This window comes from Ktedonobacter sp. SOSP1-52 (assembly GCF_016587395.1).
The window spans coordinates 760,846-785,715 of the sequence record NZ_BNJH01000006.1; the positions used below are offsets into that span (position 1 = coordinate 760,846).

Annotated in this window: 23 protein-coding genes and 4 pseudogenes; 14 read left to right on the forward strand and 13 right to left on the reverse strand. The window is 54.0% G+C overall.

Annotation, left to right across the window (positions count from 1 at the left end; genetic code table 11):
- Positions 1–13: 13 nt before the first annotated feature.
- A complete protein-coding gene (locus JMJ16_RS48525) occupies positions 14–412 on the reverse strand; it encodes a transposase (protein WP_201393651.1) in 399 nt (132 codons plus the stop codon).
- Positions 413–1,201: 789 nt separating this feature from the next.
- On the opposite strand from JMJ16_RS48525, the gene JMJ16_RS48530 reads away from it, so the two are divergent.
- Entirely contained in the window at positions 1,202–4,405 is a 3,204-nt protein-coding gene (locus JMJ16_RS48530) for a LuxR C-terminal-related transcriptional regulator (RefSeq protein ID WP_201393383.1), read from the forward strand.
- Between the two features lie 140 nt (positions 4,406–4,545).
- On the forward strand, positions 4,546–5,205 hold the full coding sequence (locus tag JMJ16_RS48535) for a nitroreductase family protein (protein WP_201393385.1): 660 nt from the start codon (positions 4,546–4,548) through the stop codon (positions 5,203–5,205).
- 402 nt (positions 5,206–5,607) lie between these two features.
- On the opposite strand, the gene JMJ16_RS48540 is transcribed toward JMJ16_RS48535, so the two are convergent.
- Positions 5,608–6,195, reverse strand: a complete 588-nt coding sequence (locus JMJ16_RS48540; protein ID WP_201393387.1) for a 3'-5' exonuclease — start codon at positions 6,193–6,195, stop codon at positions 5,608–5,610.
- Entirely contained in the window at positions 6,149–7,021 is an 873-nt protein-coding gene (locus JMJ16_RS48545) for a UvrD-helicase domain-containing protein (RefSeq protein WP_201393389.1), read from the reverse strand. Before JMJ16_RS48545 ends, JMJ16_RS48540 begins: the two co-directional genes overlap by 47 nt.
- 29 nt (positions 7,022–7,050) lie before the next feature.
- Here JMJ16_RS48545 and JMJ16_RS48550 point away from each other — a divergent pair.
- The 3 genes and pseudogenes from JMJ16_RS48550 to JMJ16_RS48560 all read left to right on the forward strand — a co-directional run.
- Positions 7,051–7,743, forward strand: a pseudogene (locus JMJ16_RS48550) (IS6 family transposase); the annotation flags it as partial.
- 62 nt (positions 7,744–7,805) lie between these two features.
- Positions 7,806–7,988: a hypothetical protein gene (locus tag JMJ16_RS48555; RefSeq protein ID WP_201393391.1), complete on the forward strand. Its 183-nt coding sequence runs from the start codon at positions 7,806–7,808 to the stop codon at positions 7,986–7,988.
- 82 nt (positions 7,989–8,070) lie between these two features.
- Entirely contained in the window at positions 8,071–8,463 is a 393-nt protein-coding gene (locus JMJ16_RS48560; protein WP_201393393.1) for a hypothetical protein, read from the forward strand.
- Positions 8,464–8,671: 208 nt separating this feature from the next.
- Here JMJ16_RS48560 and JMJ16_RS48565 read toward each other — a convergent pair whose 3' ends face one another.
- The gene (locus JMJ16_RS48565; protein ID WP_201393395.1) at positions 8,672–9,115 is read right to left on the reverse strand and encodes a nitroreductase family deazaflavin-dependent oxidoreductase; all 444 of its coding nucleotides are present in this window, start codon (positions 9,113–9,115) and stop codon (positions 8,672–8,674) included.
- Between the two features lie 494 nt (positions 9,116–9,609).
- Positions 9,610–10,251, reverse strand: coding sequence for a TetR/AcrR family transcriptional regulator (locus tag JMJ16_RS48570; RefSeq protein WP_201393397.1), 642 nt, complete (start codon positions 10,249–10,251; stop codon positions 9,610–9,612).
- 174 nt (positions 10,252–10,425) lie between these two features.
- Here JMJ16_RS48570 and JMJ16_RS48575 point away from each other — a divergent pair, with 174 nt between their 5' ends.
- The 3 genes from JMJ16_RS48575 (at position 10,426) to JMJ16_RS48585 (ending at position 12,814) form a co-directional block, all read left to right on the forward strand.
- On the forward strand, positions 10,426–11,337 hold the full coding sequence (locus tag JMJ16_RS48575) for an SDR family oxidoreductase (protein WP_201393399.1): 912 nt from the start codon (positions 10,426–10,428) through the stop codon (positions 11,335–11,337).
- A gap of 47 nt (positions 11,338–11,384) precedes the next feature.
- Positions 11,385–12,281, forward strand: coding sequence for an oxidoreductase (locus JMJ16_RS48580; protein WP_201393401.1), 897 nt, complete (start codon positions 11,385–11,387; stop codon positions 12,279–12,281).
- A gap of 107 nt (positions 12,282–12,388) precedes the next feature.
- Entirely contained in the window at positions 12,389–12,814 is a 426-nt protein-coding gene (locus tag JMJ16_RS48585; RefSeq protein ID WP_201393403.1) for a nitroreductase family deazaflavin-dependent oxidoreductase, read from the forward strand.
- A 637-nt stretch (positions 12,815–13,451) separates the two neighbouring features.
- Here JMJ16_RS48585 and JMJ16_RS48590 read toward each other — a convergent pair.
- The 4 genes from JMJ16_RS48590 to JMJ16_RS48605 all read right to left on the reverse strand — a co-directional run bounded on the left by JMJ16_RS48590 (position 13,452) and on the right by JMJ16_RS48605 (position 15,585).
- Positions 13,452–13,652 carry a hypothetical protein gene (locus JMJ16_RS48590; RefSeq protein ID WP_201393405.1) on the reverse strand — a complete coding sequence of 67 codons (201 nt, stop codon included), beginning with the start codon at positions 13,650–13,652 and terminating at the stop codon, positions 13,452–13,454.
- A gap of 69 nt (positions 13,653–13,721) precedes the next feature.
- Complete coding sequence (locus tag JMJ16_RS48595) at positions 13,722–14,048, reverse strand: hypothetical protein (RefSeq protein ID WP_201393407.1); 327 nt, start codon at positions 14,046–14,048, stop codon at positions 13,722–13,724.
- A 60-nt stretch (positions 14,049–14,108) separates the two neighbouring features.
- A complete protein-coding gene (locus tag JMJ16_RS48600; protein WP_201393409.1) occupies positions 14,109–15,020 on the reverse strand; it encodes a DUF4158 domain-containing protein in 912 nt (303 codons plus the stop codon).
- Positions 15,021–15,183: 163 nt separating this feature from the next.
- Positions 15,184–15,585: a helix-turn-helix domain-containing protein gene (locus tag JMJ16_RS48605; RefSeq protein WP_201393411.1), complete on the reverse strand. Its 402-nt coding sequence runs from the start codon at positions 15,583–15,585 to the stop codon at positions 15,184–15,186.
- A 180-nt stretch (positions 15,586–15,765) separates the two neighbouring features.
- On the opposite strand from JMJ16_RS48605, the pseudogene JMJ16_RS57670 reads away from it, so the two are divergent.
- A pseudogene (locus JMJ16_RS57670) lies at positions 15,766–16,757 on the forward strand (NADP-dependent oxidoreductase).
- Positions 16,758–17,024: 267 nt separating this feature from the next.
- Here the strand turns inward: JMJ16_RS57670 and JMJ16_RS56560 are convergent.
- Positions 17,025–17,243 (reverse strand): annotated as a pseudogene (locus JMJ16_RS56560) (helix-turn-helix domain-containing protein); the annotation flags it as partial.
- A gap of 276 nt (positions 17,244–17,519) precedes the next feature.
- Here JMJ16_RS56560 and JMJ16_RS48625 point away from each other — a divergent pair.
- The 5 genes and pseudogenes from JMJ16_RS48625 to JMJ16_RS48645 form a co-directional block, all read left to right on the forward strand.
- Positions 17,520–17,969: a MerR family transcriptional regulator gene (locus tag JMJ16_RS48625; RefSeq protein WP_236602054.1), complete on the forward strand. Its 450-nt coding sequence runs from the start codon at positions 17,520–17,522 to the stop codon at positions 17,967–17,969.
- Positions 17,966–18,712 (forward strand): SDR family NAD(P)-dependent oxidoreductase, encoded by a 747-nt coding sequence (locus JMJ16_RS48630; RefSeq protein WP_201393415.1) that lies wholly within the window; start codon positions 17,966–17,968, stop codon positions 18,710–18,712. The genes JMJ16_RS48625 and JMJ16_RS48630 overlap by 4 nt, the downstream gene beginning before the upstream one ends.
- A 169-nt stretch (positions 18,713–18,881) precedes the next feature.
- Positions 18,882–19,619: an SDR family NAD(P)-dependent oxidoreductase gene (locus tag JMJ16_RS48635; RefSeq protein WP_201393417.1), complete on the forward strand. Its 738-nt coding sequence runs from the start codon at positions 18,882–18,884 to the stop codon at positions 19,617–19,619.
- Between the two features lie 436 nt (positions 19,620–20,055).
- Positions 20,056–20,244 (forward strand): hypothetical protein, encoded by a 189-nt coding sequence (locus JMJ16_RS57675; protein WP_374229185.1) that lies wholly within the window; start codon positions 20,056–20,058, stop codon positions 20,242–20,244.
- A gap of 7 nt (positions 20,245–20,251) precedes the next feature.
- Positions 20,252–20,401: pseudogene (locus JMJ16_RS48645) on the forward strand (transposase); the annotation flags it as partial.
- Between the two features lie 1,258 nt (positions 20,402–21,659).
- Here JMJ16_RS48645 and JMJ16_RS48650 read toward each other — a convergent pair.
- The 3 genes from JMJ16_RS48650 to JMJ16_RS48660 form a co-directional block, all read right to left on the reverse strand.
- Entirely contained in the window at positions 21,660–21,989 is a 330-nt protein-coding gene (locus JMJ16_RS48650; protein WP_201393419.1) for a transposase, read from the reverse strand.
- A gap of 377 nt (positions 21,990–22,366) precedes the next feature.
- Complete coding sequence (locus JMJ16_RS48655) at positions 22,367–23,383, reverse strand: zinc-binding alcohol dehydrogenase family protein (protein WP_201393421.1); 1,017 nt, start codon at positions 23,381–23,383, stop codon at positions 22,367–22,369.
- 30 nt (positions 23,384–23,413) lie between these two features.
- Positions 23,414–24,853, reverse strand: a complete 1,440-nt coding sequence (locus JMJ16_RS48660; protein ID WP_201393423.1) for an alpha-L-fucosidase — start codon at positions 24,851–24,853, stop codon at positions 23,414–23,416.
- Positions 24,854–24,870 lie beyond the last annotated feature (17 nt).

Below are 24,870 nucleotides of genomic sequence, written 5' to 3' on the forward strand. Positions count from 1 at the left end.
GTGTGTAAAGGCTTCAGGAGCTGTTTTGTGCCATACGTCTGACCATGAGCCGAACCATGGCAAGGTAGATCCAGGCTTCCTCATTGCTCGGGAGCACCTCGGAGTCCTTGGCAAGTCTGCGCCACGTGGAGAGCCAGGCGAACGTTCGCTCGACAATCCAGTGCCATTTCAACACGTGGAAGCCACTGGGGCGGATCTTCTCCCCATCGATGACCGTGTCCTTTGGTGCCCAGACGCCACGCTGGCCGCTCCAGGGGTGTTCCACCACCTCTACCTCCCAGCCCAACGTCTCCTTGACCCACGCGACGAAACCGCCTTTCTTGTAGGCGCTGTCGACCCAGATCAGCTTGAGTCGAGGAAAGCGGCATTTGAGCGGCTTCAGGAGGCGTTTTCCACCCTCGTGATCCTGAATACATGCCGCTTGCGCCCTTTCACTTTCTTCCCACCGTCATATCCGCGAGCCCCCCTTTTTGGCTGGTTTTCACCGATTGACTGTCGATGATCGCCGCGCTAGGAGTTGGCTCACGACCCTGCTTGACATGGACTTGTGCACGCAGGGTCGTAGAAACCTCGCCACGGATGGTGGGTCTTCCGCTAAGTTGATGATTCAGAGAAAACACCGTTTGTTTGTTGACAAATGGAGAGCCTTTGAATATGCTTGAGAAGCTGCTTCAGCAAAAACAGACAAGTTTGCAAAAACGGCCAAAAATCCTCTCATGGCTCCTTATCCCCATTTCATCAACTTCGCGGAAGACCCCGGATGGTTTACAAATCCCGGCAGTGACGATGACCAATAGGGTGCAAATAACCTCTTCATTTTGTCTCACTTACTCATTTCACACATCAAAATATGAGACGTTGATTTTGGCACGATTTTTGAGATGGCTCATCAATCTATATCCTCCTCACGCTTCCAGCCTGGTCCGCCATCCAGTAAACCGAACCGTGTATGTCATTTAACCGGTCGATTGTGAGATTTTCTTCTCGCCATTTATGGGAAGCTCTTGCAAGATGATTTAAAACCATGTTATGTATTTTCTGGGTATGCATCCTCTTGAGCATTGCTTTCAGCAATGTTATACTCCGTTCTGGAACAGCTGTGGGAATGTTTTTCATCACCAGCAGTGTTCTGGAACAACAAGGAGGATGCCTTTACTGTCATCCCTTTCTCTTAATTCATCGCACGAGGAGAAGAAGAGCGTTGGAACGACCAACGAAGAGTGGAGGGGTCGTCACTGGTTCGACCCTGTTCTATCAACTGGATACCCAGGAGATGAGTATCTCGGTTGATTCTCCTGCCTGGTACGCCTGGTTAGAAAAGGCACATTCTTTCTCTTTCCGGGGCGACGAGGGGACCTTCACCGCCCACAAGGCTCGCGCAAGTAACCAACGCGGTGGATGGTATTGGTATGCCTATTGTCATCGAGACGGTCATTTCTTCCGCTCTTATCTAGGTGCTTCCAAGAAACTCACACTTGAACGCATGCGTGATACGCTTCGGCAGTTCGCTTCCCAAAGTTCGGCACGCGGTCACAATTCATCAACTTCCGCAAGATCACGCACGCGCTTAGAGAGCCAGACGCGAGCAGTATCCTTTAGACAAGAGTGGCGTTTACAACCGCATACAGAGCAAGAGCCAGTTTCCTTACCATATTCTCTGTCAGAATACGCACAGAGCGCTTTGCTGGCCACGAAATTTCACATTCCCCGCCTACCTGTTCATCACATCGCTCGTTCACACCTCCAGGGCACACTTGATGAGGTGGTAGAAGCTCGGCTGACCCTTGTTTCTGCTCCTGCGGGATCAGGGAAAACCACACTGTTGGCTGCATGGGCGAGAACAACCACTGTCCCAGTTGCCTGGCTCTCATTGGAGGCGGCGGATGATGACCTACAGCGTTTTCTTTCCTATGTTCTTGCTGCCCTCTCGTCTCTCAATACATCAGTCAACAAGCCCGATGCTGTTCCGTTGCAGATGCCGCAACAGGACTCCTGGGAGGAGGAGCTAACTCATCTCGTGAACGATCTTGACCGGATGCTTATGAGAGATACGGTGCTCATTCTGGATGACTACCAACTTATCTCGAGCGAACCGATCCATGCTCTGCTCCGTTTTTTGATCGATCACGCACCTGAGCGGCTGCATCTTCTGATCGGAACACGAAGTGAGCCGCCACTACCTTTGGTACATCTGCGTGCGCGAGACCAACTCCGGGAATTGGGAGCCGAGCAATTGCGCTTTTCTCGTGCCGAGATGCAGGCATTTCTCCGCACGATGGGATTAAACCTTTCTCTTGAGACGCAGCATAATCTCGAACAGCAAACTCGTGGATGGGTAGTTGGCGTCCACTTGCTGGCTCTGGCACTCCGTAGCCAGAGGAACCCCACTACCCTGCTCCAGCCCCTGCCTTCGGTCCATCGTTTCTTCTTGGAGTACGTCAGCGAAGAGATCCTGGAACACCAGTCAGACCAGATCCGCCATTTTTTGCTTTGTACCAGTATCCTTAAGCGCCTGACTGGCTCACTCTGTGAGGCGGTCACAGGTGTATCAGGTGGCCAGGATCAACTGGCAAGCCTGTACCGGAGCAATCTCTTGCTGCAGATGTTAGATGACGCAGGAGCCTGGTATCAGTACCATCCTCTGTTTGCCGAGAGCCTACGCGTTCATCTCTTGAAGCAGGAGCCAGAACTGGTGCCAGAGTTGTATCGTCGGGCAAGCTTCTGGTATGAAGAGCAGGGCTGGTATGAGGAGGCATGTGACGCAGCCTTTCAGGCTGGCGATCTGCCTCGCGCGGCGACCTTGCTTGCGGATCTGGTGCCAGAGCTGATTGTGCAGGAGCAAGATATCCAGATGCGCCGATGGCTTTCTCAACTTTCGCCCGAAGTGATTGTTGCCTCTTCGCAGCTCTGGTTCGCTTCGCTTTGGACACAGTGTGGTGGTGGAGGGGCTGTACAGCTGATCAAGCAACTTGAACAGCAAGGCAGGGGAAAGATTCAGAATACAGACCTCTCCCGAACAGACGCCCCAGTTGAACTCAGCCTCTTTCAGGCATGGGCGGCGCTGTATCAGGGCGATCTTCCACAGACGATCGCTCTTGTGCAGGAAGCGCTCCACGCTCAACCCAGACCTGAAGGGAGATTAAGCCATCTGATAGCAGTCCATCAGAGCATCGTTCTCAGCACGGCCTATCGTGCCAATGGAGATCTGGAGGCCGCTGAGCAGGTCCTTCTGGAAGCAACGAACAGAGAGGCAACGAGCGCAAATCGCCTTCTTGCTCTACGTGCTCAAGTGAGTCTCGCCGATCTGTATGAGCCCTGGGGTCAGCTGCACAAACAGGATCGGCTCTACCAGGAGATGTTTCTCATACTCGACCAACTTGGTGAAGCGGCACTCCTCTTCCTTGCCCAGGCACAGGCACGCTCAGCCTCTCTATTGTATGAATGGAATCGGCTCAAGGAAGCTGAGAGCGTTGCGCAACAGGCGCTGGAGCTTGCACAACGCCTGCATTTGCCTACTGCTCACGTTTCGTTGTTCTGCCTTTGGGTTCTCGTGCGCATTGTCAGGGTTTTGGGCGATGATGAGCGGGCCAGGTATTTGCTTGAAAGGGCAGAACCTGACTTGCGACAATTGCAGGATTTCGAGCCTGCGAACCTCCTCTGTGCTCTTCCTGCACAGTCTATAGCCGCGCGTCTTGCGCTGGCATGTGATCAGTTTGAGCAGGCCGAGCATTGGGAGAAGGCACGAGGATTGCGCTTTGATGATCGCTTCAGCCTCCCACTTGTGAGCAGCACCTATGTTGATTACGTGATGCTCGCACGCATCCTGCTCGCACGCGGACGCAGGCAACGCAACCCAGTATTTTTTTCACAGGCGTTGCTTCTTCTGGACCATTTGGGTCACGCTATTGAAGGTCTGAGCTACCAGCGTTGGAATATTGAGACCCAGATGTTGACAGCCTTGATGTTGCAAGCACAGGGCAAGACGAAACTTGCCTTGAAGATGCTGGGTCCTCTTCTCGCGCAGGCTGAACCAGAGGGATATATACGTCTCTTTGCCGATGAGGGCCAACCAATGGCGCACTTACTTGCTCACATTGCAGCCTATACAACGGCCTCTTCGGGCTATATTCAGACACTCCAAGAGGCAGTTCTTCTCCCTCAGAAGGCGCTGTTAGACACCGCTGAATCCTCAGTTCCACGTCAGCTACTCCTCGATCCGCTGAGTAGACGTGAACAAGAAGTCTTGCAGCTGTTGGCTCAGGGGTTCTCGAATCAGTCCATTGCGGAGCAATTTGTCATCAGCCTGCACACGGTCAAACTCCATGTCAAACATATCCTTGCCAAACTGAGCGTGACGAATCGGACGCAGGCAGTAGTGCGTGCCCGCGAACTTCAATTGCTCTAGAGCGCAAGAAGAATACCCCTTTCGCTACTCCTTTCGAGGTATGACAAACCCTCTCTACTACGGTAGACTACTCGTAGTTGCACAGCAGCCAAGAGGCGGCAAAGTGCAACAAATGCTGAAAGAGGAGAAGGAAGAGGAGTATGCCTACATTTAATCTTTCCACTGATGTCCTACTGAGTACGACGCGCGCGGTGCGCAAACGCCTGGATCTCACCCGAGCGGTGGAGCCAGAGGTGATCCGAGAATGTTTCTCGCTCGCTGTGCAGGCTCCGACTCCAGGCAGTATGCAGAACTGGCATTTTCTGATCGTCAGCGATCCAGCTCAACGCGCAGCTTTAGCCGCAATCTATCGCAAAAGCATCCACGCTCCTGGCGGTCAGGAGGAGATATTCGAGCGCATGATCGCAGCGGCGACCTCTGAGCAGGAGATTGCAGACCTCACGCGCATGTTTGCTCCTGCGCGGCATCTGAACGAACACCTCCACGAGGTTCCTCTCCATGTCATTCCCTGCCTTGAGGGGCGTGGTGAAAAGCTCTCTGGAGCTGCGCTAGCTGGCTACTGGGGTGGGATCTGGCCAGCGACCTGGAGTTTTATGCTAGCAGCGCGCTCACGTGGTCTGGGCACGGTCCTGACCACGCTCCATCTCGATTTTGAGCAGGAGGCGGCGGAGGTACTGGGGATCCCGTATGAGCAAGTGAGGCAAGTTGCGCTTATCCCTGTCGCCTATACACTGGGAAGCGCATTCAAACCTGCTGCTCGTAAACCGTTAGAAGATGTTTTGCACTGGGATCGGTGGTAAAGAGAAGCTTGAACGCCGTGAGGAACGTCTGCTTGCGCATATATGACCATCAAAGATTTCCAAAGCACATCGAGTTCTCGTGGTAAGGTGGCTCGACAATATTACGCACAGTTAAAGGAGAAGCAATATGCAAGGTACTCTGAGAAACACTGAAAAGAAGATGGGAGGAGCATTACGATTCTTCATCGTAGGAATTCTCACGATTGCGGCAACCGTGGTAGTGAATCTCGTGGTGCGGGCACTGGCATTTATGAGTTTCCCTATTGCACCGACATTTCCACCAATTACAGATAGGACAATTAAGTATCAGTACCGTTGTCTATGTAGGAATCGGTGTCCTCGTCTATGCGCTGGTGGTGCGTTTCTCCAAACGTCCAGCCCGCATATATACTATTATCGCACTTATTGCACTACTGTCTCCTGCGGTGTGATCTTGAAACAGCGGCGATAGAGAAAGGCATACAATTTCATCTGCCGCTGGTAGGAGCGAAGTTCGGGGCTTCCCGGTTGGGGCTGCTTCCCCGTTTTATAATGACGTACACTATCTTGGAGCGCCCGCGCACCGCCATCACCTCCCAGAAGCAACGCTGGCGGGAGGTCTGCCTGTTCGGGCAGATCCTGGCGAAACGGGAACACATCGTGTTCGAGCCGATGCGTTGCTGTGGCATGAGCACTGTTTTCTTCGTCTACCACCACGGCCACCACCGGAAACTCTAAACCTTTCGCCTTGTGAATCGTCAGGACTGACACGGCCTCTGGGGATGAGAGATCCTTCGACTCTTCTCCGCGTTCCAGATGCTCCTGCATGACGCCTTCCAGCAGCGCGCGGTAAACCTGCGTCATCCGCCCCGGTTTGATACGCCACTTCCCCTGCGCCTCCTCCCAAAAAAAGCCTCTCCCATGCTCAACAACGCGATCATAGGCATCCAGGGTCTGCATCAGGCTACGGGGCAGCCAGTTCCGCCACTGGGTCCTCCTGGATGCTGACAATACACGGTTCCGCATTGAGGATCAGTTGGGCGAGTGCCGTCAGGGACATGCGTCGACCAGCGCCCGGGTCCGTAGTCAACCAGGTCGCGATCTGACGTGCCATCGTCGCAAGCAGAGGGTTCGTTTGTGCGGCTTGCCGACAGGCCTCTACATAACGGGCCAGGGACGTGTTGTTGACCGCATAAGTTGCTGGCATAAGGTTTTGCGAGCGATCCAGCGCGAGGAGCAGCGTACCCAGGATCTGCTGGTAGACTGGGTGATCTTTTGCAGAGGTGGAGGAGGTAAGCGGGATCCCTTGCTCGATCAGCTCGTTCACGTACAGCGAGGCGACGAATTTGGCTTTAAAGCTATGCCCCAGGAGCGCACATTGGCCATAGGACTCGATGACATCGTGCTCCTTGAGCGCGCAGAGCACGTCCACAAAGTTGGTTGCGACGTCTTGTTTCGTCTTTCCTTGGATGGCCCAAATCACGGGAGTCGTTGGCTCGTTCGGGAGCTGGGGCAGCAGACGCGCTTTCTCATGAACTCTCGCATTGGGCAGCGCCATCTGGGGGTGAATCGTAATGTACTCGTTGATCCAGTGGACAATGGCGGGATGCGAACGATACGTTTCGCGCAGCACGACGCGCTTCACCTCACAGCCGGGCCACTGAGCGTGACATTCCTCGGCAAAGCGGACCATGCAGCCAACAGTCCCGCCACGAAATCTGAATAGACTCTGATCGTCATCGCCGACCACGCACACCTGATGTGGGGGATCTGCCGCAAGCGCACGATAGATAGCGGCCTGCAGCGGATTCCTGTCCTGGTACTCATCGACAATCACATGCGCAATCCCGGACTGAGCAACCCCCGTTCAAAGGGCGCCACTTCCAAGCCGATATCATTCGCTTGTGCGTACGATGCTACCTCCGTTATGCTTTGAGCTATCGCGATCTTGAGGAAATACTGTTGGAGCGAGGATTGCCTGTCGACCATACAACGATCTATCGCTGGGTTGAGCACTATGCGCCCGAACTCGAACGGCGTTGTCGAGCGCACTTGACGACCACGTCGCACTCCTGGCGGGTCGATGAAACGTACATCAAGGTCAAAAAAGAGTGGGTATATTTGTATCGAGCGGTTGATTCGCACGGAAAGACGCTCGATTTCTTCTTCAGCTCGACGCGAGAGGCACAAGCCGCCAAGCAGTTCTTTCTGAAAACGCTCGCCGCTTCCCATACCAGGGGACCACGGGTCATCAACGTAGACAAAAACGCTGCCTCTCCCAAAGCGTTCGCGGAATTGAAAGCGGAAGGCTGTTTCCCCGAAGAGTGTGTATTGCGGCAAGTCAAATATCTTCATAACCTCATTGAACAAGATCATCGCTTCATCCAACGGTTGACGAAGCCAGGGATGGGCTTTTTCTCCTTCGAGACGGCCTGGCGAACCCTCCAAGGAGACGAGATAATGAACATCCTGAGGAAAGGGCAAGGACAAGGAGTGGCAAAAGGAGATGTGGGAGAGCAGGTCGCGCCGGTCGCCACACTGTTTGGAGTGATCGCCTAACTGAACGAGGAGGACCTCTTCACATCCATCTCGCCTTCGTCATAGTTTGTGCAACACAACCCATGGGAGAGCCAACCTATCAGCAGCGCCTGCATATGGATATTCATGGTGAGGCGCAGCCAGTCAAACGGCGACCCTTGCGCGGCAAAGCGGCGGAGTCCAACGATCTGCCTGAACAGAAAGCAGCGTGGCAAAACTCAATGGGCAGATCGGCAGGCGCTGTTTGCCCGTCCATTGCGCTGTGATGTGGAAACACTGGTTGGATCATATTGGGTGTATTTCTATGAGGGTTGTATTGGCTGTATCGGCGTCTTGAAGGACTGACTGGTGCGTGCGGTCTCTGCTGCCCTCGATGACGGAGAGGAGCGCCTGACGCTAGACTGTCTGCACGATCACATCCTGCCAACGGACATTTTGCGGCAAAAGGTGGAAGCAACAGTGCCTGAACAGGAACGCTCACTTGCGATCCAGGCATCTGACCCCACCCCAGAAGCAGAAGTCGCGCCAAAACCTGCACGCTCACGGCGGAAGAAGACTGCCGAGCTAGCCCAAGAGGTGGCTAGCTCACAGGAAGCATCGAATGGGAATGTACCATCCACGCCGACTTCTTCTGAAACCGTGGTTACGCCAGCCAAACCGAAACGAACTAGACGAGTTGGGGAACCAAAGCCGAAGCGGTATCCTGTTGGTGAACAAGGCACAGAGCAAGGTGCCTCATGAGAGCCACAGGACGACGAAGCCCCCACACGCGTTTTACTTCTTTTCTCTTTCGTCGTTTGTATCATTGATGCAGATGACAAGAAGGAGGGGCCATCTTCAGAAGACAATCCGAAATGCTATCGAAGATTCAGCGCAACAAATTTGAGCCGATCTTCGACACAATGGCCCTAGCCCAGGATTTTCGTTCGATCATCCAGGCAATTACTACCTACAACCAGTTCATACACCCGCTCATGCATCTTCTTTCATGCGTTGAGCAAGAAAACGGGCATCTCGCGGGCCGTCTTCTGCTGGAACTCGCTGTAGGTGGAAAGACCTGGGCTGCCTTCGCGAAAGCCTTCGCCCGCTCCTCGCCGCCTAGCAGCTTGGCCCGGGCAGGGAACTTCTCGATGCCCACCTCGACTGTGATATCAGGATGAGCCATGAGGTTGTGATACCATTGAGGATGCTTTGGCGCACCTCCCTTAGAGGCCACCGCCAGGTACGAATCGTCATAAGGGAGCGCCATCAGGGGATAAACCCGCTCCTGCCCTGTCTTCGCCCCCTTCGTTGTAATGAGGATCAGTGGCGCTCCGCCTTCGATCTTCCCCCCATTGGCGCGAAACTCCTCGACCATTTTCACGTTGTTCTCAATAAACTCAGCATCTTTCATGCACTTTATCTCCTTGTCTATCTTGTAAACTCGTCTGAAACTGCTGGAGAAAAGGTGAACATTGCTCTGTCTCCCTCAGTTTCATGACCTTGCTCCAGTTTTGTGAGTGCTGGTAATCCCCCAGCTGGTAAATGACCTGGAATGTGAGCAGGTTTGGCCCCCAAACGTGAGAATTTGCCCTCAATCGTGAGCACTGGCACAAACTTATCAGGAAAAACCGCTCCTCATCTCGCTTCTTCCATCGATATCTTGTAAATTGGTGGGAAAGAAGGTGACAAGAGAGCCATCAACGCGAAGAGTGCATAGCACAACCATCCACCATGTGAGAAGCCGCTCCCCAGTCTTAGATAGAAGTCAGGAATGGTGTACATGCACCACGCGCGATCGAGCCCTCCGTGTTCAAAGCGCTCGATCAGGTCCGATCCCATGCGAGAGCCGCAAACTTCTTGTGAGTACAGGATGAAATGGCTGTTCTTGCAACAAAAGAATGAGCCTCATTCTTTCCCTGGTGTAGGCGCCTCATACCCGCGTGCAGAGAGATAGCCATAAAACGCAAAGCGATAAAACCAGGTTGCCACTTGTCTGGGAGTGTAGCGCTTTTCGCTCTCCAACCACCAGACGATAGTACCAATCAGAACATGTGAAAGTTGCATGACAGGCAGCTCAAGGGGCATGGCTGGATCAATCGGTTGACTGGGTTCCACCTGGTGTTTCCACCGTCTCTCCTTCTCAAGCATGAGCTTGATGGTGTGCTCACGCATCCTGGCGGCAAACCACGGACTGCCGTTTTTCCCCAGCATCGCTCGGTACAGCCTGGCATGTTCAGCGACATGCTCAAAGAACTGGCTCCAGATCCCTACTACATTCTCCTCCTTCTCACCAGGATCAATGTCTTTGTGGAAGGGTTTCATATCCTCCACCAGGTGATTGGCTGCTTCTTCAAAGATCTTGACCACCAGATCGTATTTATCCTGATAATGGCGGTAGAACGTGGCTCGGTTGATCATGGCCCGTTCGGCAATATCGCCCACCGTGATGGCATCGAACCCCTTCTCGGTAATCAATTCAATCATCGCTTCTTGCAAGAATTTATGGGTGCGCTGGATACGCAAGTCTGTCTGTTCTTCGTGCGACATTTTCCTCTCCGTGTTGCATACGTAACAAAAGACCATTATTGATGCTTGCCCCGTGGTCCCGTCCAGACTACACTGTCTATTGTAACAAGTTGATGCAAAGGCATCAACTTGTCGCTACGAGAGAACAGGGGGGCTACACCATAGAATCCCCTACATTTACTGGAGGAATTTCTCATGAAAGTTTTCGTGACTGGCGCGTCAGGATTCATCGGCTCCGCCGTCGTCCGCGAGTTGATCGAGTCAGGGCACCAGGTCCTCGGTCTGGCTCGTTCCGATGCTGCCGCTGCAAAAATCGCCTCTGCAGGTGCGGAGGTGCATCGCGGTTCCCTCGATGACCTTGACAGCCTGCGCAGCGGAGCGGCCTCGTCCGACGGTGTCATCCACCTCGCGTTTGTCCACGACTTCTCGGACTACGAGGGCTCCGCGCGAACGGATCTGCGCGCCGTCCAGACAATCGGAGCAGTGCTCGAAGGCTCCGGCAAGCCGTTCGTGATCACCTCGGGAACATTGATGCTCGCATTCTTCCTCCCACAGGGGCGTCTCGGGACAGAGAAGGACGTGGCCGACGCGGGGTCGGTCGCGCCCAGGGTCGCATCGGAGAACGCAGTGCTCGCGCTGGCTGAGCGCGGCGTGCGCTCATCGGTCGTGCGACTGTCTCCCTCGGTTCACGACAGAAGAAGAGGCGGCTTCGCGGAGGTCCTGATCGCTATCGCCCGTGAGAAGGGCGTCTCTGGCTACGTCGGCAACGGCTCTAACCGCTGGCCTGCTGTACACCAGCTCGATGCCGCGCGCCTGTTCCGCCTAGCGTTGGAGAAAGCCCCGGTGGGATCAGTGCTGCACGGGGTCGCGGAGGAGGGCGTGCCGACCCGCACCATCGCCGAGGTGATCGGTCGGCATCTCGATCTCCCAGCGGTCTCCATCTCTCCTGAGGATGCGGGCAAGCACTTCAGCTGGCTCGGACTCTTCTCCTCAGTGGACAACGTAACGTCGAGCGCGCTGACCCGCGAGAGGCTTCGGTGGCAGCCAGTACATCCCACGCTGATCCAGGATCTCGAAGAAGGGCACTTCTTCGACAACGAGAGGTGATGCCCAGGCTGGTTGGCCCTACTCTACATCTTTTGGAGGAATTTCTTATGAGTACTTTCAGTGTCGCTGACATTCCTGATATGACCGGCAAGACGGTGATCGTGACCGGCGCCAGCAGCGGTATCGGGCTGGCTACTGCACATGCGCTGGCAGGGGCCGGCGCGCGCGTCGTGTTCGCAGTGCGCAATATCGAAAAGGGCAGGGCGGCTGCGACTGCCACAACTGGCGTGACCGAGGTCCGCGAACTCGACCTCGCCAGCCTGGATTCCGTGCGGGCGTTCGCCGCCGGTTGGGATGGTCGGATCGACTTGCTGATCAACAACGCGGGTGTGGGGGGACCGGAGCTGGCCCGCACCGCCGATGGATTCGAGATGCAGTTCGGTACCAACCATCTTGGCCACTTTGCCCTGACGAACCTGCTCCTTGAGCACATCACCGGACGGGTCGTGACCGTTGCCTCGCAGGCCGAGCGGCTCGGTCGCATCGACTTCGACGACCTCAACTGGGAGCACAAGCCCTACCGATCGTCTGGTGCCTATGCGCAATCGAAACTAGCAAACCTGCTGTTCACTGCGGAGCTGCAGCGTCGGCTGAGCGCCGCAGGGTCGGGAGTGCTGGCAACTGCGGCGCATCCCGGCTTCGTCGCAACGAACATCTACAACCATGCTGGTCGCCCCCCATCCGGTCTGTCAGCGATCATGATACGGCTGCTGGCGCAGGACGCCAATATGGGCGCGCTGCCTACCCTATACGCCGCTGTCGCCGACATCCCTGGCAGCAGCTTCGCCGGGCCCCGCCATTTCGCACACATGCGCGGCGCACCTATGCTCATCGGACGTTCCGCCACCGCGCAGGACGCCGATGTGGCGCGCCGTCTCTGGGCTGTTTCCGAGCAACTCACCGGGGTCTGCTTCCCGCTCCAACCTATCCCTGAGCGGGTCTGACCCTGTAGCGGGCCGATGCTAAAAACACGAGTCAAAAGACTGGTATATTCACCTCTCATGAGGGAGGCCCAGGATAGGTATACAATGCTATCGCAAGGAGGATGCGCATGACTGAGATACAAGACTTAAATGACTGGGATCGCCAGATCATCGAAGAGTTCCGTGCCAGCGGGGGCAACGTTGGTGGTCAATTCGCTAATGCCCCCTTACTGCTGCTGACAACGACGGGAGCAAAAAGTGGCGAACCTCGTACCCGCCCACTGGTATACTTGTCCGAAGGCGGTCGCATCTACGTGTTCGCCGGGAATAGGGGCGCCCCAACCAATCCCGCCTGGTATCACAACCTGGTCGCACACCCCTATGTAATTGTTGAGCTTGGCCCTGAGAAGTTCGAAGCCAGAGCCATCGTCGTCGACAGCGCGGAGGGGGAGCGCCTCGGGCGCATCCAGGTACAGAAGATACCGGCTCTCGCTTCGCTTGCCGCGACGATCACACGCCAGGTCCCCGTCGTTCTGCTGGAACGCAAAAAGTAAAGAGAGCGCATAACAGAGAAAGGAAAGGCCCTTCCCCACGCTGACCATACGTGTGAAAGGGCCTGCCGTGAGTCAATCTTTTATAAGTAAGGATACATTCCCTTCATTCGGTAGCCTCCAGCCATATGGGCACGGAGAGACGAGGAAGCCTCCACACGCAAATTGACTCGAGGCTTGGGTCACTGTTTCATGAACCGCTCGGTAAACGTACCATAATCATTTCCAGCCGAGGTCTGATCTCCAGCTCACTCCAATTCTCCTTCCAATTTACAAGATATTGATGGAAGAAGCTTGATAGAGAGCGGTTTTTCCAGGAAAGTTTGTGCCAGTGCTACTATCAGAAAATCGGTGAAGTCAAAAAAGCTTTGTGGCTATGACTGTTCTTCTCAGGCCGATGGAACTGATGCGAGAGATTGTCCCTCAACTCAAATCCCTCTGTGAAGCAAATTATGCCGAATCCATTTTGAAGCATATTATCGACCAGAATTGCCAGGGTATGGGTAAAATTTCAGTGGCGTAGAAAAGGCAAATCATACATCCTCTTGCATTTTTGAGCTCGGCATAGTCAAAAATGCGGCGACTATTGCAGAAAACGAATCTTTTACGCCACCCATCTGAATAGTTACGATTTTTGCAGTCATCCTAGCCCTACCTCCAATTGGGTCTTCAACGAAGCAACAAACTCGTCCGCCGAAAGCGGCAGGTTGAGATCCGTGTAATACGTGGCCCGATGCTGGTCAAAATCACGCGGGAGGTCGTCTTCAGGATTACGGAACTGGGCGGCCCCGGATACCCAAATCTCCTTGCTCCGGACGCGCTCACGTAAGGTTTGCAACACGCTCAGTTCATACGTTAAGCGATTGACCCGTTCTTCACCTGTGCTATCTTTTTCGGTGACAATATTTTCCTACGAGGAGGGAATGACTCCCTCAAGAGGGGGGCTAATCTCGACTGGATACCACGCGACCCGGCTGCTCACATACTCACGAACCACGGCAAGCGCCTCGATCACTGGTTGATAGGCTGTGTTGTTGGAATGAAAGTCGAGCGCATCCAACAGGGCTGGGAGGATCTGGCGATAGTGATTGCGATAGGAGGAACGCATCACCTCTTGCACTTTCTGACGGTAGGCACCCCCCTGCGCTTTGTATTCGGCAACCAGATCGCGTAAGATCTGCTCGTTCTCAACGGGAAAAACCACCTCTCGGACGGGTTCATCGGGGTGTTCCAGCACGGCATCAGCGATCCGATACAGGATGCGTGTTTTTCCAGCAACTCGTTTGAGATCGTTGATCTACGCAGATTCAACGCGGCGTTCGGCTCGTTTGCCGATTCGATGGACGATCTGTATCAATAAGGTGACTAAGGCATCGGTGACTTCCTGCGTGCACTGAAAGATCAGGGCAGCCAGCAGAGTCATGCGAATAGCCGGGGGATGCTGACGAATATGGGAAGGAGATTTGGCTGCAATGCGTCGTCGCAGGTGTTCAACTAGCTTGGGTGCATATCGTTGAAACAGATCGATGGGCAAGCCAATAGCACGCAACGCACGCAACTTGGCAATCTCCGAGAGCGCGCTCTCAACGCCGACCGGACGAGGGTCGAGGCGCAGCAAGCTCAATGGTAATTCTTCCTCCTCTTCTCCCTCCGCAACAGGAGGAGCCACGAGAAGGGCATCCAGGCGATCCTGCACCTCTGGCGCGAGGAGTGCCATAATGACCGTATAAATCTGCGCTTCGTATGCTAGCAACCCAGTTTCAATCAGCGCTGGGATGTCATCTGGGGCTTCGATCGCACGGGTTCGGCACTCGGCGCGAATCAGATCACGGAGCCGCTCAGGATGGTGTTCATGATCGAAAATTTCCGTGCAAAGCCAGTCAAGCAGGGCTTCTTCATCGGCACGATGGAACTCATGTACCTTCGCTATCTCACGAATCTGTGCTCGATGTACTTCGATGGCGCGCCCTTCCCAGGCATACTGAGCAAAGATGGCAGCATCAACTCCAACCTGGGTGGCGAGAAAACGTACTACCTCGGGGGCCGCCTCTTGCCTGGAACGCAAGAAACGGCCCTCATATTGGAAGCACTTGAATAAGACGGCAAACCCCAGGCGCGTTGCCCCCGATTTATTGCCGACTGCGGTTAACTCGTCAGGCAGGAGCGTAAAGTGTTCGAGTAACTCCTCCGATGTCCATGTTCGCTTCATCCCTTTTCCTTCTTGTGTCTTTGTTCCCCATGGGATGCGCAACGAGATTTCATAGCTGAACAATAAGAGGGAAACTGGCAGAATGCAAAAGAAATGCCACTCCTTCAGAGCGGCGAAAAGTCATATCACTTTCTTTCCTGTGCCTCTTGCGATTTCCAGTGTCTCACTCGAGAGACGCCTCCTGTAGCGAAACCTTGTTGACCTCTTGAGAAGCTCGACTACTTCGATGGTTCTCATCCTGAGAGCTTCCCCACTTCTGGGCCCAGGAGTACATCTCAAAGAGGACGGCTTGAAAATCTTTCCCCTTTTCGGTTAAGGAATACTCGACCGTGACAGGTACCGTCGGAAACGCCTGACGCTGGATAACCTGGCTGTGTTCTAAGTGACGCAAAGTATCTGTTAACGCTTTCGTGCTGATGGGATCTAACGCCTTTCGCAACGCATTAAAGCGTCGTGGGCCAAGAGACAGTTTCGCAAGAACGAGAAAAGACCATTTTCCCCCCAGGATGTCCAGCGCTTCGCGAGCCAGCGACAGGCATGTTTTTTCTTCTAATGGAGCCTCCATCCAGTTTCTCCTTTCAAGAAGAGAGCAAGTTTCTTTTTTGAAACAAGGTGAAAAAAGAGTGCCTACTTCACATTCTATCCTACTCATCCTACAATGACAAGCAGATGAAGATGATGAAGAAAAAGGCTCGCGTCAGCTGGCTTCTGCTGCTGACGCTCATGCACAAGAAAGGACAGCATCATGAGCACTGCAACGATGAAAGTGATACAGATTCATACCTATGGAGGCCCGGAGGTCTTGACATACGAGGAGGTGTCGCGTCCCACAGCCGGACCGGGCGAGGTTCTGCTTCGTGTCGCTGCTGCGGGGGTCAACCCCAGTGATTGGAAGACCCGTAGCGGCTTCGCAGACTTCCCCGAGAGCCGTCGGCCTCCTCGCCCATCCCTACCTCTTATTCTGGGCCATGACGCCTCAGGGATCGTCGAGGCGGTCGGACCAGATGTCACCACGTTTCAGCAAGGCGATGCGGTGTATGGCCAGACGCGCCTTGGAGAGGCTCTTGCGGGAGGGACCGGCACCTATGTTGGGGCGTATGCGGAATATACGACGACGAGAGCCTCAAATCTGGCCCCCAAACCGGCAACCATCGATCATCTCCAAGCGGCAGCCGTCCCGACAGCAGCACTGACGGCCTGGCAAGCGCTCTTTGAATACGGGATGCTAGAAGCTGAGCAGAGCGTTCTGATCAACGGCGCGGCTGGTGGGGTCGGCCACCTGGCAGTGCAATTGGCAAAGGCCAGGGGGCCCGGGTCATCGGGGTGGCATCGGGACGTCACGAGGCGTTTCTGCGCGAAATCGGCGTCGATCACTTCATCGACTACACGACCACGCTCCTGGAACATGCAGCCCATGAGGTCGATCTGGTCCTGGATACGGTGGGTGCCAAGGAGGGTGATCGCCTGCTGAACGTCCTCAAGCAAGGTGGCAGGCTGGTTCCGATTTTCCTGGGCCATTACTCCGCCGAACACGCAGCCGAGGTTTCCGTCACCATTTCGCTCTGTCGGATGCGTGCTGATGCAGCACAACTGATCGAAATTGGCAGACTGATCGACGCTGGGCGCGTGCGTGTGGCTCTCGATATGGTGATGCCTCTTTGGGAAGCGCGCCAGGCGCATGAGCGCGGTGAGAGCCAGCACCTGCGCGGGAAAATCGTCTTGCGCGTCATGGAGTAACGTTCTGTGGTAACTATCCAGATTACGCCGCAATCCATTCCCTCCTCTCCTTCCTGGATGGGAGAAGTGGCAGCCTTTGCTCAAGGTGAGGGCATCCAGGCTCCATTGGGCTGACCCTTCCTCATCTTGGGCATCCAGGGTTCCATCCGCATATCTTTCCAATTTCCCAGGGGGTGGTTGCTTCGCCAGGGCGAGAATCCGGCTGCGCTCCTGCTCAGTCAAACGCGGTTTGCGTCCTGCTCCTTCCCGTATTCCCAGGCCGTTGATCCCTTGCGCATTAAAGCGGTTCAGGTGGATGCACACGGTCCTGGGATGACATGAGAGCGTGGTGGCGATCTCTTGAGGCGTCTTGCCTGCCCAGCTCTCCACCACCATGTGGGCATGAAACTTCCAATCAGCTGGGGTATGAAGGCTCCTGGCAAGTTTTCGCACCTGGCGTTCTTCCTCTTCATCTTGCGCTACTCGGGCTTGGAGGTGTTTCGGCATGGTTCTGCTCCTCTCTTGGTAACTTGCCTTCTTTTTTATCGTAGCACCAATGAGGAATAGAGCACTAATGCTTTATTCCTCATTGGCGCTATCATTACTGCCAGGCAGAGTCTATGGATAAAACATGCCTGCATTGGTTCTAAACCTTGATTCAGCGTTTTATTCATACCAATGAGGAACGCAGCAGTAGAGCATCAGTAAAATAGTGGAGGAGAGAGAGTTGCCTGGGATTTCTGGAAAACGTTGCTTTCCTCTTGACCTGGAGTCCACTCCAGCGTGTATAGTTCTGACATGGAAGCACTATGTACGATTCGACAAGTAGCTCAACGGGCGGGCCTCTCCATCGATACGTTGCGTTACTATGAGCGTATCAGGCTGATTGGGCCGGTGAGACGAGCGGCAAACGGCCAGCGTCAGTACAGGCAGGCAGATCTCGATTGGATCAATTTGATCATACGCTTACGTGAGACTGGTATGCCTCTCACGCAAATCAGCTACTTTGCTCAGTTGCGCCGCCAGGGTCCACAGACGACCACGGAACGTCGTCTCATCCTGGAAGACCACCAGCGCCTTCTAGCACAACAGATACAACAGCTGATGCAGTATATGGAGGCGTTAACCGAAGAAATTGTCTGTTACAATGAGCAGGAAGAGATCCTGGCTGCCTCGTCTCCTGCCATCCCTTTTCCTGCGACGACGACAGAAGAAGAGGAGGGAATACGATGACCATCGCTTCTCCATTCATAGCCCAGGCGACAGCTACTGACGTGGTTGCTGGACATGACCTGAGCGGGAAAACGGTGCTGGTCGCTGATGCCTCATCGGGTTTAGGTATTGAGACCACCCGTGCATTGCTCTCAGCGCATGCTGAAGTGATACTCTCTGTATGCGTCCTCGCAAAAGGAGAGCACGCTGCTCAGCAGTTGCGCGAAACCACGACTAATCAAGAGGCACATGTTCTGGAAGTGGATCTCGGTTTGCTTGCCTCGATCCGCCAGGCAGCATCGCAGTTTCTTGCTCGGTGGGCCACCTTGCATGTCCTCGTGAATAACGCAGGGGTCATGGCTCCCCCACAGGGCGTGACCTTGGATGGCTTTGGACTGCAATTGAGAATGAACTATCTGGGGCATTATCTGTTAACGTGCCTGCTCCTTCCTGCCCTCCTCGCTGCAGCACCACCTCGTGTCGTGGTGCTCTCATCCAGCGCCCATCATCGTTCTGACATTCACTTCGAGGATCGCCAGTATCAGAATTGCCCCTATGACAAATGGAAAGCGTATGGGCAGTCGAAAACAGCGAATGCCTTGTTTGCTGTCGGCCTGACCCAATATTTTGGAGACAGAGGCATTACCGCCAATGCAGTGAATCTGGGTGGGACACTTACCGAACTGCAACAACACTTGTTGTCAACAGACCTGCTAGCGCTTGGGTGGATCGATCAGGAAGACCAGGATACCTCTCATTTCTAATCTCCTGAACAGGGGCGCAACGTCAGTATGGGCCATGTAAGAGTACTGCCGGATGTGCAGCCGGTGCCTTTACAGTTGTATTCATCCGGGCGGATAGAGTCAAAAGAATTCAGAAATACATGTGCGTGTGAAAGCTCTTGATGCTCAATGAGAGAAGAGGGAAAGAACAATGACGCAGGAATCAGGCAAACGGATCATTGTTGTGACCGGAGCGGGCAGTGGCATTGGGCGTGCCTGCGCTCAGCGGCTTGCCGGACCAGACGTGAATATAGTAGTTCTCGACCGCAATCGAGACTCGGCCAGGGAAACGGTAGCCTTGATCGAAAAGGGGGGATTCCAAGGGGCCGCGGTGGAATGCGACATCACCCAGCGCGAAGCCATTGTCAATGCCTTCGCCTCTCTCGGCTCAGTTCATGTGCTCGTCAATAGCGCTGGGGTGGAAGATGAAAAGACGCTCGAAGGCATCGCTCCAGAAGATATGCGCCGCATGTACGAGGTGAACGTCGTTGGCCTCTTCAGCGTGTCCCAGGCCGCTCTCGCCCGAATGTCGGAGGGCGGGAGAATCATCAATATCGGCTCACGTGCCTATCTTGGGTCGCGCCACCATGCCCATTACGTCGCCTCCAAAGCAGCCGTGGTTGGCCTGACGCGCACCATGGCGCTTGAGCTCACCAGCCGGCAAATAGCGGTCAACGTGGTCGCGCCGGGTCCGGTCATGACACCGCTGCTGGCAGGACGGTCTCAAGAGAACCTGGCGCAGCTCGCAGCCAGCTATCCCGGCGGGCAAATGCCTGAAGCTGAGGACATCGCTCAGGCCGTGGCCTTCTTTGCTGATCCCGCGACTCGCTTTATCACTGGGCAGGTGCTGCTTCTCGACGGAGGTCGGTCCCTTGGAGGCAGCGCGTGAGCACATCTGTGAGCATTACACTCCTTCATACTTGTACAATACCACTATGCTCATATACCACAAATTCGCCTGCTGATCATTTTTGACAGAGGGGGGAATATGGAGTCTCTCCTCACTATTCCCTCTTTTCCTGAAATTACCCCTGAAAAACATATACTACTTTATCAACCGCCCTTTCCATTTCTGATCTTTTCCCCAAGCCGAAAGAAAGGTGCGTGATGACGTGACCTTGGTTCTGGCACCTCCCGTAGCTCTCTTAGCGAGAGAGCTGGCGATCATTCAGTGCATTCGCCGAGCCAGACTGTTTGTGTTTCTCCGCCATTCTCGGAACGTCCTCTTCAGTAAGGAGTTTCAGGAAGAATTGGCAGCCATGTATCCAAATAGCCCGTTTGGGCAACCACCCATTCCACCAGTGTAACTGGCTCTGGCCCCTCTTCTGCAAGTCTACACGAGTGTCTCAGATGATGAAGTGCTTGAGGTGACGCTGATGGATCGTTGGTGGCAGGTCGTACTGGATTATCTAGACGCCGATCAAGCACCATTTAGCAAAGGCACGCTCGTGGCCTTTCGGAAGCGACTCATTAACGCTCAGATGGACCGGCAGCTTGATCGAACGAACCATTGAGATCGCCAGACAAAGCCCAGCACGCAATTTGCTGGACCGTTTCTCTCAGAGGAAGTGGGAAGTGCTCCGATTCCTCCATGATTTTGCCCTGCCTTTTGGCAACAACCAGGCCGAGCGTAATCTCAGGATGATAAAGGTGCAGCAAAAGGTTTCTGGCTGATGGGGTTCCAAGCATTCTGGTGGTGCTTGCTCCATGTATGGAGGTGGTGATCCAGCAACACGCTGGACAGTGCATTTCTTCCACGCGATGCTCTCTCACCCAGAGCCGCTAGGCAGGCAGATCGATGACCTGACGCCGTTCTGGGATAGATGCTATCCTGACCTGCCTAGAATACCAGATGGTTCTTGAACTCAGCCCTTTTCCAACGGCCCCTTCCCGAACGTGACGGGCCACTTTCATGGCACTGTAGCTCTCCAGAACTCTTTGCCTCGTTGCGCAAAGATCTTGTGGCCCATCCAGGCCAACCTCTGCCGCTGAGACGAGTTCCTGGGACCCTTCGCCCTGTCTATGTCTTTCTCACAGACCCCGGCGGAGCGTGACTTCCGCGACTACTTCGGTCCCTCTGTACCCATACACCTTGCGGTGGTTAGGGTAAACCCCAAGTTGCCTCCAAGAATCTCAGTTCGTGCTCCAGGTGTCCTTTACGTCTTTTCCCGTTCCGTACGGGTAGGCTTCGACGGAAGCTTTGTCGGGAAATAGTACCGTTCTCTGCAATGTCGAACACAGGCGTTAGTACCGTGTCCTGTGGGCTGCTCCAATTCCGCCTTGACTGGGCTTGAGATAATCAGTCTTCACCATACACGACTTACCTGACGAGCCTCTGGCCCCTGGTACTAGGGCTTCACTCGCCTTTGATACACCATGCTACGGTCCCCTCGACTCTTTCGAGCGAAAGTAAGTTGCTGGTTTATCCACTCTGCTTCAGTGGACCCACCCCGACGGGTGAGAGAGATTCTTGTGCCACATGGGCGCACTACTACGAAAGCTCCGTGTCCTTATCAGATTTTCAGAGCCTGCGCTCATAGCCTTATCGGCTTCCTGACGTAGGACATCCCCGTTTCGTCTTCTCTCTGCATCGTATGAGTGGTTTAGGCTCCCGTTCGTCTCTTTTACGGGGCTTCTTCCCCGCTGAGAGGTGGATAGAGAGTACAGGAACCGAATGGATAAGCTCCCGTAAACCTCTTCTGCGTGCGCTTCAGCCACCCTGACGCTTAAGGCCAAGAGACTGGGTTTAAGGCAATCTGGCTTTAGCCATACCACTCTTTGGTCTTGCATCACAGCCTGTCTGCTGACTTCCAGGTCTGGCGCTTTGCGAACATGCTTTGTTCCCTTGTAACGTTTCCATCTCCGGTCAGTTCGTTGACCACACGGGATCTCTCTACCCGTGACTCCTTATGGAGCAATGTACAGAGCGCTATACGGGCGTGCCCACTCGGCGTCCTTCACATCCGTTTTGCGTCCAGGGACGGATGCGCATATGCTGTGCATTGACGACGAGGACTGCAAAACTGCTTTCCAGCAGGTTGAACACCGGCTTCCAATAGACACCAGTTGCCTCGAAGGCGACGTGTGTACATCCTTGGTCTTTGAGCCAGTCGCAGAGCTTTAACAACTCCTCTGTGGTCGTAAAATAGGTACGAAACTCTTTGTGAGGTTGGTCGTTGGACGTTTGTGTCAAGAGACAGGCTTTCACGGTCTTCTTGTGTACATCCAGACCTGCACAATTTGTAGAGATGATATCCATCTCAATGCTCCTGTTCTCCTCTCTCTTCAAAAAGGAGCCTTCGAAATGGGTGAGGAGAAACAAAGATTCTCTTCTGCGTGCTGCTGGCCAAAAATAGTCTTCTCGCCAGCGCAACAATGGGTGGTTCCTGCACTCACCCGGATCAGTCTCATGGTCTGGCTCATAGGCACAATTTGCGCGCGATTTCTAGATCGAAGCCTCCATCTCTATTCTTCTCTTTTTCCTCCCGCGTGGTGTAACCCTACATGAGCATCTCGTGGGCAAAGCGAGGTCACTTGTAAGCCCGTTTTTCCCAATGGATGACGAGGGAGTGAGGGGGCTGTGGCATAAAGTCTCTCCTGTCAGAACTTTTCTCATGGTTCTAGCTGTCGACGTTGCTAAAATGCTATTACTCCCTTAAGCAAGTCACTCCTACCACCGAACCAGAGAGGCAAGGATTCAAGGACATTATCTGACGTGGTTCGATGGGTAATCCAGGGAGCGATATTGATATGCCCCTTTTCAAGAGCATGAATCACGAAACGGAAATCCTTGAAGGTAGCATTGCGACTACTCAGCACCGTCAATTCGCGGCGGTGAAAATCAGGATCGTGGAAACTAATATCGCCTTGAAAGAGGCCAACGAAGATCAGGCGCCCTGCATAACCAACATAGGAAAAGGCAGCATGCATAGATTGCGAATTTCCGGTCGCATCGAAGACCACTGGGGGGAGATCATCTCCGACCTCTCGTTGGAGAAGAGCCAGTGCATTACTCTGAGTATGAAGGCAGATCACTTGAGGCCAGAGACCCTGACAAAATGCCAATCTTTGCTCACTCATATCCATTACTATCACCTGTGCGCCGGCAAGCAATGCACATTGAGTAACAGCCAATCCAATTGGTCCTGCTCCTACGACAAGCACGCGCTCATGTGAAGACAGCTGTGCGCGGCTGACGGCATGGGCGCCTATAGCCAGGGGTTCCACCAGGGCCAATTGTTCTGAGGCGAGAGTGGTGGATGGATGTAATTTTGCCGTTGGGATGTATGCAAATTCGCGCATACCTCCGTCGATATGGACCCCAAAGACATTGAGATTGATGCAGCAGTTTGGTTTTCCACGCAAACAGGCTGGACAATACCCGCAATTGAAGTAAGGTTCAACAGCACAGAGAGCCCCACCTGTTAGGGCGATATCCCCTTGTTCAGTTGCCATCACCTCAACGCTCAACTCGTGTCCTAGAATACGCGGATAAGTGAAGAAGGGCTGCTCCCCGCGAAAGGCATGCAGGTCTGTGCCACAGATCCCCACATGACGAACACGTACAAGGGTATAACCTGGGCCGGGGGCTTCTGGCTCTTCCTGCTCAAGGAGATTGAATTGACCGGGTTTCTCTAAAAGAATAGCTTTCATATCTCTTTTATCTTGCCATCCTTCAATACTTTAATTTTGGGCGGAGATTTTTAGCACAAAGGCATGCTCGCAGGGCTTTTGGGAAGGCATCTCAACAGTTAGCCCACCTGCATCATGCTTCCACTGAACTTCCTCTTGCTGCCCCAACAATGCGACCTTCCCGATCTGTTTGCCGAATATATTGTTGTCATTCGCCAGCGATTTGATGGTCACGCGGCCATTGTCCGGCCATGCGAGAATAATAGCATATAGGACTTCTCCCCTCACTGTAAAGCGAATGTCCTGGTTGGTAAAGCTTGTTCTATGTGTATCGGTAAAGCTGCCGTTTTCAATATGAGTTGGCCCCTCCCCAAAGATTGTCCAGGGACGCGTGCCATAGATTGCCTCACCATTCACTCTGAGCCAGCGTCCGATCTCTAACAACATCTTTTCTTCCGCGTCGGGAATTGTTCCATCAGGACGAGGACCAATATTGAGGAGTAAAGCCCCGTTCTTGCTCACAATGTCAACCAGATCGCCAATGACCGCTTCAACCGTTTTATACTCCTGGTTTTTAACGTACCCCCAGGAATTCTTGGAGAGCGATGTATCTGTCTGCCAGAACCGCCGTCGAATAGTAGAGAGCTGTCCACGCTCAATATCATAAACAGCAGCCTCTTCAGGAAATGCCTGGTGCTTATAGTTAACAGCTACGCCTCGCTGCCACTGTGCTGCGCGATTGTAGTAGTAGGCGGCAAATTGCTGTAAGTATGGGCTGAAGGCTGGCTGCTCAATCCACCAGTCGAACCAGACGATCTGCGGTTGATACTTATCCACGAGTTCACATGTTCGAGCCAGCCAGTCATCAAGAAATTCCTCGTTTGGGGGGAGTGTTTCGGGTTGTGCCGGGCCATACAAGCCGATAAAGCGAGGGTCTTGCACATCGGAGTCAAAGGCCATACCACCATTGAAGAACCACCAGTGTTCAGCTCGGTGACTGGAGAGGCCGAAGACAAGCCATTGTTTGCGTACGGCTTCAGCCAGTTCTCCGATGATGTCGCGCTTTGGTCCCATTTTGACCGCGTTCCACTCTGAAAAGCTACAATCGTAGAGCGCAAAACCATCGTGGTGTTCAGCCACAGGAACCACAAACTGTGCCCCTGCCTGTCTGAATAAATTCGCCCAGGCATCGGGATCGAACTTATCCGCGCTAAACTGAGCAATGAGATCCTTGTAGCCAGATTGCTTCTGTGAACCATACGTCGCCAGATGATGCTTGAATTCGGGTGAATCTTGCAGGTACATGTTCCGTGGGTACCACTCGTTCCCAAAACCGGGAACAGCATATACGCCCCAATGAATAAAAATTCCAAACTTAGCATCCTCATACCAGGGCGGGATCGTATAGCCTTTGAGCGATTCCCAATTTGCGTCAAATGGGCCAGCTTGTATACCCTGCTGAATGTCTTTCTTCGCTTCTGTTCGATACATATTAGCTCTCCTTTTCT